This is a genomic window from Rhodanobacter sp. GW835-FHT13D09 (assembly GCF_058793995.1).
The window spans coordinates 134521-150386 of record NZ_JBXAGL010000007.1; the positions used below are offsets into that span (position 1 = coordinate 134521).

Consider the following 15866-nt stretch of genomic DNA (forward strand, 5'->3'; position numbering starts at 1 on the left):
TTCCGCTCAGTCCGCCGCCGATGCTACCGCGCTGGCGTCATGGCGGTGCCACCAGCCGCCGCCCAGCGCCTGGAACAGCGCCACGGTGTCGGCGTAACGCGCCGCGCGGGCCTGCACCAGCGACATCGACGCCTGCTGCCAGGCCAGCTGCACTTCCAGCAGCGCGCTCGGCGCGAGGTCGCCCAGCGCCAGCTGGCGCCGGGCGATCGCCAGGCTGCGCGCCGCCGCGCGCTCGGCGCGCTGCGCGGCCACCAACGCATCGGCGTCCGCCTGGATCGCCTGCAGCACGTCGGCCACGTTCTGCACCGCGCCGGTGACCGTGCCGCGGTACTGCGCCGCCGCCTGCCGGTAGAGCGCCTCCGCCGTGCGCTGCCTGTGCTTCAATGTGCCGCCGTCGAACAGCGGCTGGGTGATCGCGGCACCGAGGTTCCAGAACCCGGTGCCGGCGCCGAACAGCGCGCTGGCCTTCTCCGAGGCCCGACCGAAGCTGGCGTCGATCTGCACGCTGGGCAGACGACTGGCGATCGCCACGCCCACCGCGGCGCTGGCCGCGTGCAGCTGCTCCTCGGCGGCCCGCACGTCGGGACGCTGCTCCACCAGCTGCGCGGGCAGGCTGAGCGGCAGCTCGGCGGGCAGCCGCAGGTCGTCGAGGTCGATGCGCACGTCGCCGGCCGGGCCGGGCATGCGGCCGCCCAGCGCCGCGATCAGGTGCCGCTGCTGCGCCAGCTGCTTCTGCAGCGGCGGCAGGGTGGCGCGGCTCTGCTCCAGCGCGGCGAGCTGCGCCGCCACCGCCGATTCCGCCACGTCCCCCAGCGCCTGCTGGCGCCGCAGCGTGGCCAGGATCTCCTCCTGCGCACGGATGATCTCCTGCGTGGCGTCGACCTGCGCGCGCAGCGAGGCCGCCTCGATCACCGCGTTCACCAGGTTGCTGGTGAGCGTGAGATAGGCCGCCTCGAGCTGGAAGCGCTCAGCGTTCGCCTGCGCCGCCAGCGACTCCACCTGCCGCCGCGTGCCGCCCCACAGGTCGAGCGCGTAGGACACGCTGACCTGCGCGGTGGTGAGGCTGTACAGGCTGGCGCCCGACTCCGCCGGGCTGGCGAGGTCGCTGGCGACATTCTGCCGGGTGGGGTTGACGCTGGCGTCGACCGCGGGGAAGTACGCGCCGCGCTGCGCGTACACGTTCTCCCACGCGGCGCGCAGCGACGCATGCGCCGCCGCCACGTCGGCGTTGTGGCGCAGCGCGTCCTCGACCAGCGCGTCGAGCGGCGCGCAATGGAACAGCGTCCACCACTGGCCCGGGATGTCCATCGACTGCACCAGCCGCTGCGCCTCGCCGCCGCGCACCGGCGCGGCGGCGGTGGCCTGGGCGTCGACGCCGTAGTCCGTCGCGGCCGGCGCCGCCGGGCGCCGGTAGTTCGGGCCCACCGCGCAGCCCGCCAGCGCCAGCACGGCGCCGGCCATCCAGGTGCCGCGCAGGCCGCGGCGAATCAGTTTCTCGATGCGCATGTCAGATCTCCTTGGCCGGCAGCTGGTGCTGGCGGCGGCGCTCGACGCGGCGTTCGAGCGCGTCGTACAGGGCAGGCAGGATGAACAAGGTGAGCAAGGTGGCGATCACCAGGCCGCCCACCACCACCGTGGCGAGGCCGCGCTGGACGTCGGTGCCGATGCCGGTGGCGAGCGCCGCGGGCAGCATGCCCACGCTGGCCACCGTCGCCGTCATCAGCACCGGCCGGAAGCGCTCGGCGGCGCCGAGCAGCACCGCGTCCCGCACGCCGTTCCCCTCGCGGCGCATGCGGTTGAAGTTGGCCACCATGATGATGCCGTTCTGCACCGCCACGCCGAACAGCGCGATGAAGCCCACGGCGGTGGCGATGTTGAGCGTCTCGCCGCGCAGGTGCAGCGAGACCAGGCCGCCCAGCGTGGCCAGCGGCACCACCGCGAGCACCAGCAGCGACTGGCGCAGGCTGCCGAACTCGGCGAACAGCAGCACCGCCATCACCGCCAGCACCAGCCCCATCACCAGCACCAGCCGCGCCTGGGCGCGCTGCTGGTTCTCGAACTGGCCCGCCCACTCCAGGCGGTACTTCGCCGGGTCGAAATGCACCTGCGCGGCGATCTGCGCCTGTGCGTCGGCCAGGTACTCCGACAGCGCGCGGTCGCGGTTGTCGATGCGGACGGTGAGCTGGCGCTGCCCCTGCTCGTGCGCGATGGTGCTCTCGCCGGTCTGCAGCACGAGCTGCGTGACCATCGCCAGCGGCACCTTCGCCCCCGACGGGGCGGTGAGCGCCAGCTGGCCCAGCGCCTGCGGGCTGGCCGCCACCTGCGCGGGCACGCGTGCGGTGACGTTGTATACGCGGTCTCCCACGTAGGCCTGGGTGATCGGCGCCCCGCCCACGCCGGTCTGGATCAGTGCGTTGATGTCCGCCACGTTGATGCCGTAGCGGGCGGCGGCGGCGCGATCCACTTTCACCGTGAGCTGGGGCACCGGCGGCTCCTGGAAGATCGAGGCGTCGGCAGTGCCGCGGATGCCCCGCAACACGTCGACGATCTCGCCGCCGATGCGGCGCAACTCGCCGAAGTCGTCGCCGTAGATGCGCAGCACCAGCGGGCTGTGCGCGCCGCCGACCATGTCGTTCTCGCCGTCGATGATCGGCTGGCTGATGCCCACGCTGATGCCCGAGATCTGCTGCAGGCGCGCATTGAGGCGACGCACGAAGGCGGCCTTGTTCTCGCCCGACGGCCAGCTGCGGTAGGGCTTCAGCCCCACCGCCGACTCGATGTGCGAGGGCGTCCACGGGTCGGTGCCGGTGTCGTTGCGGCCCAGCTGGGTCACCACGTAGGACACCTCGGGAAACGCGCCGACCACGCGGCGGTATTCGCTGGCCATCTCGCTGGCCTTCTCCAGCGACAGCCCGCTCGGCAGCTGCACCTGCACCCACAGCGAGCCCTCGTCCAGCTCGGGCAGGAACTCGCGGCCGATGCTCGCGCCCAGCACCAGCACCGCCGCCAGCGCCATGCCGGCCATGCCCAGGGTCAGCCGCGGACGGTGCAGCAGCCACTCCAGCCCCTGCCGGTAGCCGGTCTGCAGACGCTCCAGCGGTCGGTTGTGGAAGATCCTGCGCGGCTTGCGCAGCGCCATGTAGGCCAGGCCCGGGACCAGCACCACCGTGCACAGCAGCGCGCCGAGCAGGGCGAAGCCGACCGTGTAGGCCATCGGCGCGAACAGCTTGCCCTCCGCGCGCTCGAACGCGAGCAGCGGCGCGTAGGCGGTGACGATGATCAGCGTGGCGAAGAAGATCGGCCGCGCCACCTGCGCCACTGCGCCGAGCACGTCGTGCTCCTGCAGCGGCAGCCCGGGCCGGTGCTCGCGCTTGCGCAGGATCGCCTCGGTCACCACGATCGCGCCGTCGACGATCACGCCGAAGTCGATCGCGCCCAGCGAGAACAGGTTCGCCGGCATGTGCGTGAAGTGCATCATGATGAACACGGCCACCAGCGCGAACGGAATGGTGACCGCCGCCACCATGGCGCTGCGCGGGCTGCCCAGGAACAGGATCAGCACCAGGCACACCAGGCCCACGCCCTCGGCCACGGTGTGCGCGACCTGCCGCACCGTGGCCTGCACCAGCTCGTCGCGGTCGAGGTAGGGCACGATGCGCACGTCCTCGGCGGCGAGCCGGCGGTTCAGCTCCTCGACCTTGGCGTGGACGCCCTGCAGCACGCGCGACGGGTTCTCGTACTTGAGCAGGGTGACGATGCCCTCGATGGTGTCGGGGTTGTGGTCCTTGCCGAGGATGCCCTCGCGGACCTGGTGGCCGTACTGCAGCTTGCCCAGGTCGCGCACGCGCACCGGGTTGCCGCCGTGCTGCGCCACCACGATGTCGCCCATGTCCTTGAGCGAGCGCAGCAGGCCCTCGCCGCGGATGACGTAGGACTGCTCGCCGCGGGTGACACGGCCGCCGCCGGCGTTGCTGTTGTTGGCGCCGATCGCGGCAATCACGTCGTTCATGCCGAGGTCGTAACGCAGCAGCTGCTGCGGATCGACCACCAGCTGGAACTCCTTGGTGTAGCCCCCGAAGTTGTCGACGTTCGCCACCCCGGGCACCTGCTGCAGCGCGGGGATCACCGTCCAGCGCTGCAGCTCGGACAGCTGCATCAGGTTGCGCGTGTCCGACTCCAGTGTGTAGCGGTAGATCTCGCCCGCCGGGCCGGTGACCGGGTCGAGCGACGGCGTCACGCCGGGCGGCAGCGTCACGTCGGCCAGTCGCTCGGTGACGCGCTGGCGCGACCAGTAGTCTTCCGCGCCGTCGCGGAACACCAGCGTGATCAGCGACAGCCCGAAGGTGCTGCTGGAGCGCATCGACACCAGGCCGGGCGTGCCCGCCAGCGCGCGCTCCAGCGGCGTGGTGATCTGCTGCTCGATCTCCTCCGCGGCCAGCCCGGGCACCTGCGTGGTGACCTGCGCGGTGACGTCGCTGAGCTCGGGATAGGCCTCCACCGCCATCCGGGTCCAGGCGTACCAGCCGTACGCCGCCACCAGCGCGGCCATGCCCAGCATCAGCGCACGCCGCTGGAAGCACCACTTGATGATCGCGTCAATCATTGATCAGCACTCCGCCGGCCACCACCACGCGATCGCCGGGTGCCAGGCCCTTGCCGATGCGCACCTGCTCGCCCTCGTCGCCGCCCAGCTCCACCGTGCGGCGCGCGAACGTCCACGGCGACACCTCGACGAACACGCTGACGCGGTCGTTGTTCATCAGCAGCGCCGACTGCGGCACCAGCAGCGCCTTGCCCTGCGGCACCTGGAAGACGGCAGTGGCGAACATGTTCGGCTTCAGCGCGCCGTCGTCGTTGGCCAGCGCGATGCGCGCCTTCACCCGGCGCGTGTCCGCGTCCAGCACCGCGCTCACGAACTGCACCGTGCCGTGGAAGCGGCGGCCCGGCCAAGCGGCGAGTGTCACCTCCGCCTGCTGCCCGGCGGCCACCAGCCCCACCTCGTTCTCGGCAACGTTGGCGGTGACCCATACCCGTTCGAGATTGCTCACGGTCATCAGCGGAGCATTGACGTCGTTGACGAACGCGCCGGGCGCGGTGGACAGCGCGGTGACGGTGCCGGCCATCGGCGCGGTCACCGTCATCCGCCCGCCCGGGCCGGCGGCTGCGCCGCCCAACGCGACCAGGTGCGCGTCGGCGCGCGCCAGCTCGGCTTGCGCCTGCACCCAGGCGCTGCGTGCAGCCTCCAGGTCCTTGCGCGCGTTGCCGCCCGCCGCCTGCACGCCCTCGGCGCGCGCCAGCGCCTTCCGCGCCAGCTCGAACACATCGTGGGCCTTGGCGCGGTCGGCGCCGGCCTGGGCGTAATCGCCGGAGGCGATCAGCGCCAGCACCTGCCCCTTTGACACCCGGTCGCCCAGGCCCACCTTCAGTTCGACCACGCGCCCGCCCAGCGGCGGCAGAATGCTCACCGTGCGCGCGGGGTCGGCCTCCACCACGGCGGGCTCCACCAGCGCGTGCGCCGCGTCGCGCAGCAGCACCGGCTGCACTTTCAGGCGTGCGCGCAGCGGCGAGTGTTCGGGAATGCGCAGCACGCCATGCTCGGCGATCACGGCGGGCGGCGCCGGCGCCTCGCCCGTGCGCTGCGAACAGGCGGCGGGCAGCAGCGGCACGGCGATGGCCAGGGCGAGGCGGGACAGGTTTTCTTTCGGGCGGAACGGCATGGCTTTCCCCTGCGGAATGAAGGTATGAACGCGTCCGCTGCGGTCGCGCGACCACAGGGCGGGATGTGCGGCGGGGAAGGCAGTCAGCGCAACGCTACGGCGCTCCCGTCCGCGGCCGGACCGTCACCGGTCGCCGCGGCCGGGCAGGCTCGGGACGAGCGTGCGCGCGGAGGCGGGATCAGCGGGGCCGGGGCGATGGCGTGGGTCGACTGGAAGGATCTGGGTCCAAGGGGCGGTTTCTCCTTTGCTCGTGCAGGCCGGGGACGGCTCAGGGCTTGTGAAGAAAACCACTTCCTGTGGTTTTCTTCAGTCGCGAGTCCGGTACACGCCCGGACTCGCTCACATGAAACAGTCACTGGTGTGACTGTTTCATATCCGGCCATCCGTGGCCGGCCTGAGAGGTTGAAAAATTCACAACCTCTCAGGGCAGCGCGTGCGACGGGCCGGCTTCGCGCACCAGCCGGTCCTGCAGCAGGCCGGCGCGCTCCAGCGGCGGGTAGGCCAGCGCCGCGAGGTGCGAATGGATGCGCTTGAGGTCGCGCAGGATGCGCAGGTACACGTCGCCACCGCCGCCGTCGCGGCGCTCGCGCAGCGCGCGGATGTGGCGCTCGGAGGCCTCGTTCTCCATCCGCCACAGGGCCTCCTTGCGCGCCACCAGCTGCCGCGCGGCACGCACGTCGCCGCGCATGAACACGGCCAGTCCCAGGCGCAGGCTCTCCATCACCTGGGCGTGCATGGCGGCGAGGTCCTGGATGTCGTCGGCGCTGAAGTCCTGCCCGCGCTCGGCCTTCTTGGCGGCAAACTCCATCAGGTTGTTGGCGGTGATGTCGCCGATGTGCTCGATGTTGATGACGAAGGCGAGGATCTCCTGGCTGCGCTCGCCGTCCTCCTCGTTCAGCGCCTCCGCGCCGAGGTCGGCGAGGTACTGGCGGATGGCCATGCCCAGCCGGTCGAGGAACGGATCCATGCGGCTGATCGCCGCCGCGCGGGCGCGGTCGTCCTTGCCGAACACCTCCACCAGGCCGGCCAGCATGCCCTCCACCATGTCGGCCATGCGCATCGACTCGCGCGCCGCATTGGCCAGCGCCACGTTCGCGCTGTCCAGCGCGTTCTCGTCGAGGTACTGCGGCAGGCCCGGGTCGGCCGGGCGCGGCGGCTCCGGCAGCAGGCGCACCAGCAGACGCGCCAGCCGCTGTACCGGCAGCAGGAACAGCAGGGCCAGCCCCAGGTTGAAGGCGGTGTGGAAGTTCACCGCGACGCGCGCCGGCGAATCGCCCAGCGGCGCCAGCCATGCAGCCAGCGGGTGCAGCAGCGGCAGGCACAGCAGGCAGCCGGCGGCGCGCACCAGCAGGTTGCCGAGCGGCAGGCGCCGCGCCACCGGCGTGCGCGCCTCGGCCAGCGCCGGCAGCGTGCCGCCGAGGTTGGCGCCCAGCACCAGCGCTAGCGCGCCGGGCGCGTCGACCACGCCGGCGTTCGCCAGCGACACGACCAGCAGCACCATCGCCACGCTGGAATGGCAGGCCCAGGTCAGCAGCGCGGCCACCAGCATCGCCAGCACCGGCTCGCCGGCCAGGCTGTGCAGCACGGCGCGCAGCGCCTGCGCGTTCTCCACCGGCGCCAGCGCCAGCACCAGCAGGTGCAGCGCCAGCAGCATCAGGCCCAGCCCGATCGACACGCGGCCGAGATTCTCCCAGCGCGCGTCGTCGCTGCGGCGATGGATGACGAAACCGAGCAGCACCAGCACCGGCGCCGCCACCGAGATGTCGAACGACATCACCTGCACGATCAGCGTGGTGCCGACGTTGGCGCCGAGCATCACCGCCAGCCCCGGCGCCAGGCCGAGGAAACCGTTGGCGGCGAACGAGGTGGCCATCATGCCGGTGGCGGTACTGCTCTGCAGCAGTGCGGTAATGCACACACCGAACGCGAAGGCGCTGGCGCGGCGACCGAGGTAGCGGCCCAGCCAGCGCCGCAGCACGCTGCCGTAGCCGCGCAGCACGCCGCTGGTGACCATGTGCGTGCCCCACAGCAGCAGGGCGACGAAGCCGGCGATGTCGAGCAAGGCGAAGGTGCCCTTCATGATGCGGTCCTCCCGCCGGGGCCGTGGACGCTACAGCCAACGGCCGTAGCGGCGGATGTAGATCAGCTTCATCAGCTGGGTCAGCACGCAGTAGGTCAGCACGGTCAGCGCCACCCAGCCGAAGAACACCGTCGGCAGCGGCACCATGCCGATCTTGGCGCCGATCCCGATGAACGGCACGAACAGGCCGACCAGGATGACCGCGGTGGTCAGCGCCAGCACCGGCGCCGAGGCGCTGCTCTGCAGGAACGGGATCCGGCGCGTGCGGATCATGTGCACGATCAGCGTCTGGGTCAGCAGACTTTCGATGAACCAGCCGGACTGGAAGAACGACTGGTGCGCCGTCGAATTCGCGCCGAACACGTACCACAGCAGCAGGAACGTGGTGATGTCGAAGATCGAGCTGACCGGGCCGATCCATACCATGAAGCGGCCGATGTCGCTGGCGTCCCACTTGCGCGGCTTGCGCAGGTATTCGTCGTCCATCCGGTCGAACGGGATCGACAGCTGCGAGATGTCGTACAGCAGGTTCAGCACCAGGATCTGCAGCGGCAGCATCGGCAGGAACGGCAGGAACGCGCTCGCCACCAGCACCGAAAACATGTTGCCGAAGTTCGAGCTGGCGGTCATCTTGATGTACTTGATGATGTTGCCGAACGTGATGCGGCCCTCGATCACGCCCTCCTCCAGCACCATCAGGTTCTTTTCCAGCAGGATGATGTCGGCGGACTCCTTGGCGATGTCGGTGGCGGTATCCACCGAGATGCCCACGTCCGCCTCACGCAGCGCCGGCGCGTCGTTGATGCCGTCGCCGAGGAAGCCCACCGTGTGGCCCTGGCGCTGCAACGACTTCACCACGCGCGCCTTCTGCAGCGGCGACATCTTGGCGAACACCGTGGTGCGCTTGACCAGCTCGTCCAGCGCCGCATCGTCCAGCGGCTCGATCTGCCGGCCCTGCGCCGAATGCTCCACGTCCAGCCCCACCTCGCGGCAGATCTTGCGCGTCACCGCCTCGTTGTCGCCGGTGATGACCTTCACCTGCACGCCATGGTGATGCAGCGCGGCGATTGCGGTGGCCGCCGAATCCTTCGGCGGATCGAGGAAGGCCAGGCAACCCACCGCGGTCAGCCCGCTTTCGTCGGCGACGCCGTACGGGCGCCCGGCCGGCGGCTGCTGCTTCACCGCCACCACCAGCACGCGCAGGCCGTCCTCGTTGAGCCCGTGCGTCATCTCCTTGATCTCGTCGCGCTGCGCGTCGGTCATCGGCACGACCTCGCCGCCGGTCTTCGCCCAGGCACAGATCGACAGCATCTCCTCCACCGCGCCCTTGCACACGATCAGGTCGTGGCCGTCGCCGTTGCCGAGCACCACAGACATGCGCCGGCGCTGGAAGTCGAACGGGATCTCGTCGACGATGCGGTAATGCGCCGCGGCCGGCTCCAGGTCACGATGCTCCAGCACCGCCTTGTCCATCAGGTTCTTCAGGCCGGTCTGGAAACGGCTGTTGAGGTAGCCGTACTCCAGCGCCTCGTCGGACTCCTCGCCGTGCAGGTCGAGATGTCGCTCCAGCACGATCTTGTCCAGCGTGAGCGTGCCGGTCTTGTCGGTGCACAGCACGTCCATCGCGCCGAAGTTCTGGATCGCGTTGAGCCGCTTCACCACCACCTTGCGCCCGGACATCGCCAGTGCGCCCTTGGCCAGGTTCGCGGTGACGATCAGCGGCAGCATTTCCGGGGTGAGGCCGACCGCCACCGACAGCGCGAACATGAACGCCTGCAGCCAGTCGTGCTTGTCGAAGCCGTTGATCAGGAACACCACCGGCACCATCACCGCCATGAAGCGGATCAGCAGCCAGCTGACGCTGTTCACGCCGCGGTCGAAGCTGGTCTGCACGCGCTGGCCCACGATGCTGTGCGCCAGCGAGCCGAGATAGCTGCGCGGGCCGGTCGCCACCACCACCGCGGCCGCGGTGCCGCTGACCACGTTGGTGCCCATGTAGCAGATCGTCGGCAGGTCCAGCGGATTGGCGTGGCCCGCGTCGACCGCTCCATGCGTGCCTGGCGCGGCCTTCTCCACCGGCAGCGACTCGCCGGTGAGGATCGCCTGGCTGATGAACAGATCCTTCGCGTGCAGCAGACGCAGGTCGGCGGGCACCATGTCGCCCGCGGCCAGGTGCACGATGTCGCCGGCGACCAGTTCGCCCACCGGCACCTCGATGCGCTCGCTGTGGCCGTCGGAGGCACGCCGCGTCACCGTGGCGGTATTGCGCACCATCGCCTTCAGCTTCTCCGCCGCCTTCGAGGAGCGGTACTCCTGGGTGAAGCTCAGCAGCACGCTGATGCCCACCATCACCGCGATGATGGCCGGCCCGGTGAGGTCGCTGGAGTCGGTGAACAGCTGCACCCCGGCCAGCACCAGCAGCACGATGATGAACGGGTTCTTGAACGCGCGCAGCAGCTGCCGCGACCAGTGCGGCGGCTTCTCGTGCGAGACCTCGTTGATGCCGTCGCGTCCCAGCCGCTCGGCGATCTGCTCCTCGTCGAGGCCGGCCGGCGTGCTGTCCAGCCCGGCCAGCAACGCGTCGTTGTCGCGGAACGCCTCCTGCGCCACCGCCACGTGCAGGGGCGCCGACGCGCTCTTGTCGGCCGCCCTCGGCAGGGCGCCCTGGATGGATTGCTTGATCATGACCCGCTTCCGTGAATTCACTGATGCCTGCCGCCGGGGCGAGTCCGCGGAGTCAATCCGCCAACCGCATCGGCGCTGGTGCGCCTGGCCGCGCCTGCGGCCGGAACGGTTCCGCGCCTGGCGGAGGCCATCCCTTGCATGACGTCACAGCAGCCATCAGCGACTGGATACCAGCGCGAGATGGACGGACGATGGCAGCGCGTCGCCGCGGGCCCGGGTTGTCGCCGACGCACGGCCGCCCGCGTCGGCACGGCGGTGCAGTTCGACCACCTTGCTGCCGGCCGGGCGTTCCAGCGGGGCGGGCACGGTGATGGTGTAGGTGGCGCGCACGGCCTCACGACGGCCGGCCAGCAGCCGGTGCAGCATGCGCAGCAAAACGGAATCGCGAAGGAGCTTCATGGCCCATCTCCTCGTTACGGCGCCCGCGGCGCCGGAGGAGGTGGGCCGGTCTTCCCTAGTCGAGGAAAGCGCCGGCCGACCGCAGGCGGTCGCCGCAGATCATCAGCTTGTTATGCAATGCCGGCATCCGATGCTCGCGGATGTCGACGTTGCGACTAGGGTAAACGTCCATATGCCTTGGTTAGTCAGGACAGGGAGCCCGCCGATGCAGACGCGCCGGTGGGCGCGGGCATTGTCGTGCTGCGTTGCCGCAGTGTCAACCCGGCAAGCGCCCCGCGCGAACGAAAGTTGTCGCACACGCGGGCAGCGTGGCGCCAGAAGCCGACCGACCCGTTTTGTCAGATGGCCAAACAATAACCAGGCGGGACTAGACATCAGCCAATCTGCGGGGGATCACTTGGATTGATCGATCGTCGACAGCTTTGCCAGGTTCAGCATTACGGTCAGCAGCTCGATCGGCGATTCGACGAAGCCATGGTGCAGGTAAAACCGCTTGGCGTCCTCGTGGAGTGCATGGCATAGCAACGCCCGGATGCCCAGCTCCTGCGACAGACGCAGGGCGCGCAGCACGGCATCCTTGAGCAGCCCGGCACCGATGCCCTGCCCCGCCCAGTCGGCATGCACGGCCAGACGACCCAGGACTATCACCGGGATTGGCTCGGGCATGTTGCGGCGAATGCTTCCCGGGACCTGCGCATGCGAGACGGCACCGGCGGCCAAGGCGTAGTAACCCACCACGTCCTCGCCGGCACATACCACGTAGCAGCGCGAGGCGCCGTCCTGCTGGTTGCGCCGGGCGCGTTGCTTGAGCCAGCTTTCCAGCGCTGGCTCAGTGCAGCGGAAGCCCTCCAGCCGATGCGTCTCGGTCAGCGGCGTCGGCGCCCGCAGCCTCGGCCGTTTTACGCCTCCCACGGGGCCTGACGACGCAGCAGCTTGCGCAGGACAGCACCCTGTTCGACCGGAGCATCCAGCAGCGCCTGGAAACGCTTGAAGCGGGTGGCGTCCAGGGCAAACACGGTCTGCTCCAGCAGCACCTGCTGCGCCCGCTCGCAGGCCGCTTCCAGCATGAAGTCCGTACGACTCTTGCCGGCCACCCGCGCAGCCTGGTCGATCAGGCTGCGTTGCGGCGCCTTGGCGCGCAGGTTGATGGTGGTTTGACGCGCGACTGTGGTCATGGCAGAGATCCTCGGACGTATACACATTGTACGCACACTACTCGCCGGCCGCCACTGCCCCGGTTCAGCCTTCCTCGGCCGCTTCGGCATCGAGCGTGGTCAGCAGCGTGTCAGTGTCAGCCAGTGTGCTCGTAGCGATGCCAATGCTTGCAGCGTGTATGCCGCTTGCTTGCTTACGCGTCTGAACCGCCGGTGCGGTCTCGCAGAAACCGAACCAACCCGTACAAGGCGATGCAGTAAATCACACCGCGTTTCGTTGAAATGGCATTCGCCAAGCCATAAGGCGTGGACCCCTCCTTCCAATGAAGAGAAGGGGCTTCCTCGCTTACTGGCCAAGCACTTTGCAGGTGCTTGCCGGAATGTTCCGCTCAGCCCAGCACCGCCGACGGGACTGCCGGCTGCAGCAGCGGCGATACCAGCCAGTGGTCGGCCAGCAGGAACGCGAACAGCGCCATCAGGTAGACGATGGAGTAGCTGAACACCTTCATCGCGTACAGCTCATCCGGCGGATTCAGCAGGCGCACCGCGTAATACAGGAACGCACCGCCCAGCACCGCGGCGCCGCCCAGGTAGACCAGCCCGCTCATCCCGGTCAGCGCCGGCAGCAAGGTCACCAGCACCAGCAGCACGGTGTAGAACAGGATGTGCCAGCGGGTAAAGACCACGCCGTGGGTCACCGGCAGCATCGGCACCTGGGCGCGCGAGTAGTCGTCGCGGCGGAAGATCGCCAGCGCCCAGAAGTGCGGCGGTGTCCACACGAAGATGATCAGGCACAGCTGCAGCGCGTACGGGTGCAACGCGCCGGTGACCGCGGTCCAGCCCAGCACCGGCGGGATCGCACCGGCGAGGCCGCCGATCACGATGTTCTGCGGCGAGGCACGCTTGAGGAACGCGGTGTAGATCACCGCATAGCCGATCAGCCCGGCGAAGGTCAGCACCGCGGTCAGCGTGTTGACCAGCAGTACCAGCACCAGCATCGAGGCGAGGCCCAGCGCCAGCGCGAACACGAACACCTGACGCGGATTGAGGTGCCCGGTGGCCAGCGGCCGATGCGCCGTGCGCACCATCAGCTTGTCGATGCGCTGGTCGATCAGCTGGTTGAACGCGGCGGCCGAGGACGACGCCAGCCAGATGCCCAGCGTGCCGAACACCAGCGCCTGCCAGTGCGGCAGCCCGGGCACGGCGAGGAACATGCCGATCACCGCGCAGAACACCAGCAGGGCGACGATGCGCGGCTTGGTCAGTTGCAGGTACTCGCGGAAAGTACTCATCGTCAGTATCGTCCCGGCGGCAGGAAGATCGATTCGTCATGCCGCCGCTGCGTGCGCGCCAGCGTGGCCAGCAGGGCGCACAGCAGCAGCGCGGCCACGCCATTGTGCGCGGTCGCCACCGCCAGCGGCAGGCCGAAGTACACGTTGCTGATGCCCAGCAGCACCTGGCCCGCCAGCGCCAGCGCGATCGCCAGGCCGTAGCCGACCAGGCCGCGCCGGGCAGCCCTGGTCGCCAGCCAGCCGAGGTAGCAGAACACCACCAGCGCACCAAGCCGGTGCGCGATCTGGATCGCGCTGCGCGCGGCCATGTCCAGCACGCCGCCTTCGTAGTTCACGCCGATCCCGCGCCACAGCACGAAGCCCTCGCGGAAATCCGTCGGCGGCGCCCACTGGCCAAGGCACTGGGGGAACGAGCCCGGACCGTAGCCGCAGGCCAGCGCCGCGTAGTTCGCCGAGGTCCAGCCACCGAGCGCGATCTGGCACAGCAGGAGCACGATGCCGATCGCCACCAGCCGGCGCAGGTCGGCAAGGCCGTCGTCCGGCGCGGCCACGCCGGCGAAGCGCAGCGCGGCATAGGCCAGCAGCGCGAAGGTGGTCATGCCGCCGAGCAGATGGCCCATCACCACGACCGGCTTGAGCAGCAGCGTGACCGTCCACATGCCGAGCATCGCCTGGAAGATGATCACCGCCAGCGCCAGTACGCAGATCTTCCAGGCGCCGGGCCGCGGCAACCGGATCGCGGCGAGCAGCGGCAGCGCGATCGCGCAGGCCGCCAGCAGCGACGACCACAGGTGTTCGCCGCGCATGTACAACCCCACGCCGAGCGCGGCGAACAGGGCGCCGGCGAGCACCGCCAGCAGCGCATCGCGGCGGCGCCAGCTCGCCAGCAGCGCCAGCAGCAGTACCAGCAGGCCGAGCGTGCCGGCGAGGAAGCGGTGCACCTGCTCGCGCCAGGCCTTGTGCGCCTCGTACGGACGATCCGGGAAGGCCGCGTCGGCGTGCGCGACCGCCTGCGCATGCTGCGGCCAGGTGACCTGGCCGTAGCAGGTCGGCCAGTCCGGGCAGGACAGGCCGGCGTTCGACAGCCGCACGAAGGCACCGAACATCACCAGCCCGAACGCGAACACCGCCGCGAACAGCGCCAGCCAGCGCAGGGGTTTCAAGGAACGCGCCGACATCACCTGATCACCTTCACCATGTCCCGCAACAGGCCGGGCACATCGAAGCCCGCCGGGTACAGCGACAGGGCGGTGCCGTTGGATTCCACCAGCACGGCGCTGACGCTGTCCGGCGTTGCCGGCACGTAGGCGGCCAGCTTGCCATCGATGTCGTGGCCGAGCGTCCAGTAGGTCTGCATCGCGGCGCGCCGGCCCGGATCCGCCGGCGGCGCGCCGAGGTAGAGCAGACGCAGGCGCGACTGGTTGCGGTTGAGCATGACGCGCGCCTTGGCGATGCCGGTCAGCGTCTCGAAGCATTGCGCGGCGCAGTCCGGGCCGGCCAGTGCGACCAGGGTGAAGCGCGGTTCGCTGTCGCGCCACGGCCACGACGTGCCATCGCCCAGTCGCACCTGCAACTGCTCGGCGACGAAGTTGCGTTGCGGCAGGATCGGGCGGCCGTTGCCCTTCACGCCCGGCTGCCAGCCGCTCCAGCTGAGCAGGCCGGCGACGAGCATCGGCGCGGCGAACACCAGCGCGACCAGCAGCAGGAACATTCGGCTTTTGCGCACGGCGGCGGGGTCAGCGGCTTTCATCGGACTTGGTCGACCTCAGGGGAATCAGGGCTTGCGCGGTGGGCGCTTGCGATGCACGACCAGCAGGATCACCACCGCGGCGAGCGCGAAGGTGAACCACTGGAACGCATAGGCGCGATGCCGTGCCGGCGGCATCGCGGAGAAATCGAGGGTATGCACGCGCACGTAGATCGAGGCCGGATCGGGATCCAGCGCCAGCAACCGCGGATACAGCGGGCGGCCGAGGTCGCGCGCGATCTCCGCCGGATCCAGGAAGATGCTGCTCTTCGGCCACTGTGTCTGCCGCGCCAGCGCATTGCCGCCCATCTCGAAGCCGGGCGGCGGCGGCGGCACGTACACGCCCTGCAGGCTCACCTCGCCACCGGGCAGCGGCGGCAGCTGCGGCGTCTTGCCGTTGCCGTTGCCGGGCAGGAAGCCCAGGTCGACCAGCAACAGTCGTGCCTGGCCGTCGACCACCAGCGGCACGAATGCCTCCACGCCGCCGAAACTGTCGTGCTTCGGGTTGTCCAGCAGGTACAGCCGATCGGCCAGGTAACGGCCACGCACGCGCACCCGCGGAAAGCCGTCCGCCGGCGGCGTTTCGGCGACCCTGGCGAAGTCCTGCAACGGTGCGTCCGCCGATGCGGCATACCGCCGCAGAAGTGCTTCCTTGAAGTCGGCGCGATGCAGCTGCCAGACGCCCAAACGCACGAACAGCAAGGCCCCGGCCGCTGTCAGCAGCAACGCCCACCAGGAGGGACGGCGAAACCCGTTCACGTCGGGCGCCTGCCGGCGGCCGCTATACTGGCC

The 15866-nt window shown here is 70.0% G+C and carries 12 protein-coding genes; all 12 read right to left on the reverse strand.

Going from position 1 to position 15866, the window contains the following annotated elements; genetic code table 11:
- Positions 1–6 precede the first annotated feature (6 nt).
- Entirely contained in the window at positions 7–1506 is a 1500-nt protein-coding gene (locus tag AC1Q5A_RS11315) for an efflux transporter outer membrane subunit (RefSeq protein ID WP_492700817.1), read from the reverse strand.
- A 1-nt stretch (position 1507) separates the two neighbouring features.
- The gene (locus AC1Q5A_RS11320) at positions 1508–4603 is read right to left on the reverse strand and encodes an efflux RND transporter permease subunit (RefSeq protein WP_492700818.1); all 3096 of its coding nucleotides are present in this window, start codon (positions 4601–4603) and stop codon (positions 1508–1510) included.
- Positions 4596–5717, reverse strand: a complete 1122-nt coding sequence (locus tag AC1Q5A_RS11325) for an efflux RND transporter periplasmic adaptor subunit (RefSeq protein ID WP_492700819.1) — start codon at positions 5715–5717, stop codon at positions 4596–4598. The genes AC1Q5A_RS11320 and AC1Q5A_RS11325 overlap by 8 nt, the downstream gene beginning before the upstream one ends.
- A 421-nt stretch (positions 5718–6138) precedes the next feature.
- Entirely contained in the window at positions 6139–7797 is a 1659-nt protein-coding gene (locus AC1Q5A_RS11330) for a Na/Pi cotransporter family protein (protein WP_492700820.1), read from the reverse strand.
- A 30-nt stretch (positions 7798–7827) separates the two neighbouring features.
- Positions 7828–10482, reverse strand: coding sequence for a magnesium-translocating P-type ATPase (gene mgtA / locus AC1Q5A_RS11335; RefSeq protein ID WP_492700821.1), 2655 nt, complete (start codon positions 10480–10482; stop codon positions 7828–7830).
- A gap of 156 nt (positions 10483–10638) precedes the next feature.
- Entirely contained in the window at positions 10639–10881 is a 243-nt protein-coding gene (locus AC1Q5A_RS11340; protein WP_492700822.1) for a hypothetical protein, read from the reverse strand.
- A gap of 393 nt (positions 10882–11274) precedes the next feature.
- Entirely contained in the window at positions 11275–11793 is a 519-nt protein-coding gene (locus tag AC1Q5A_RS11345; RefSeq protein ID WP_492700823.1) for a GNAT family N-acetyltransferase, read from the reverse strand.
- Entirely contained in the window at positions 11781–12056 is a 276-nt protein-coding gene (locus AC1Q5A_RS11350; RefSeq protein WP_492700824.1) for a type II toxin-antitoxin system TacA family antitoxin, read from the reverse strand. Before AC1Q5A_RS11350 ends, AC1Q5A_RS11345 begins: the two co-directional genes overlap by 13 nt.
- Positions 12057–12424: 368 nt before the next feature.
- Positions 12425–13327 (reverse strand): heme o synthase, encoded by a 903-nt coding sequence (cyoE, locus tag AC1Q5A_RS11355; RefSeq protein WP_492700825.1) that lies wholly within the window; start codon positions 13325–13327, stop codon positions 12425–12427.
- Between the two features lie 2 nt (positions 13328–13329).
- Positions 13330–14505, reverse strand: coding sequence for a COX15/CtaA family protein (locus tag AC1Q5A_RS11360; RefSeq protein WP_492700826.1), 1176 nt, complete (start codon positions 14503–14505; stop codon positions 13330–13332).
- Positions 14505–15077 carry a hypothetical protein gene (locus AC1Q5A_RS11365; protein ID WP_492700827.1) on the reverse strand — a complete coding sequence of 191 codons (573 nt, stop codon included), beginning with the start codon at positions 15075–15077 and terminating at the stop codon, positions 14505–14507. The genes AC1Q5A_RS11360 and AC1Q5A_RS11365 overlap by 1 nt, the downstream gene beginning before the upstream one ends.
- Before the next feature lie 24 nt (positions 15078–15101).
- Entirely contained in the window at positions 15102–15833 is a 732-nt protein-coding gene (locus AC1Q5A_RS11370; protein ID WP_492700828.1) for an SURF1 family protein, read from the reverse strand.
- Between the last annotated feature and the right edge of the window lie 33 nt (positions 15834–15866).

Coding starts and splice junctions, on each gene's coding strand:
- AC1Q5A_RS11360 (WP_492700826.1), bottom strand. CDS start 14,505: ATGTCGGCGCGTTCCTTGAAACCCCTGCGCTGGCTGGCGCTGTTCGCG.
- AC1Q5A_RS11340 (WP_492700822.1), bottom strand. CDS start 10,881: ATGAAGCTCCTTCGCGATTCCGTTTTGCTGCGCATGCTGCACCGGCTG.
- AC1Q5A_RS11320 (WP_492700818.1), bottom strand. CDS start 4,603: ATGATTGACGCGATCATCAAGTGGTGCTTCCAGCGGCGTGCGCTGATG.
- cyoE (WP_492700825.1), bottom strand. CDS start 13,327: ATGAGTACTTTCCGCGAGTACCTGCAACTGACCAAGCCGCGCATCGTC.
- mgtA (WP_492700821.1), bottom strand. CDS start 10,482: ATGATCAAGCAATCCATCCAGGGCGCCCTGCCGAGGGCGGCCGACAAG.
- AC1Q5A_RS11315 (WP_492700817.1), bottom strand. CDS start 1,506: ATGCGCATCGAGAAACTGATTCGCCGCGGCCTGCGCGGCACCTGGATG.
- AC1Q5A_RS11365 (WP_492700827.1), bottom strand. CDS start 15,077: ATGAAAGCCGCTGACCCCGCCGCCGTGCGCAAAAGCCGAATGTTCCTG.
- AC1Q5A_RS11330 (WP_492700820.1), bottom strand. CDS start 7,797: ATGAAGGGCACCTTCGCCTTGCTCGACATCGCCGGCTTCGTCGCCCTG.
- AC1Q5A_RS11325 (WP_492700819.1), bottom strand. CDS start 5,717: ATGCCGTTCCGCCCGAAAGAAAACCTGTCCCGCCTCGCCCTGGCCATC.
- AC1Q5A_RS11350 (WP_492700824.1), bottom strand. CDS start 12,056: ATGACCACAGTCGCGCGTCAAACCACCATCAACCTGCGCGCCAAGGCG.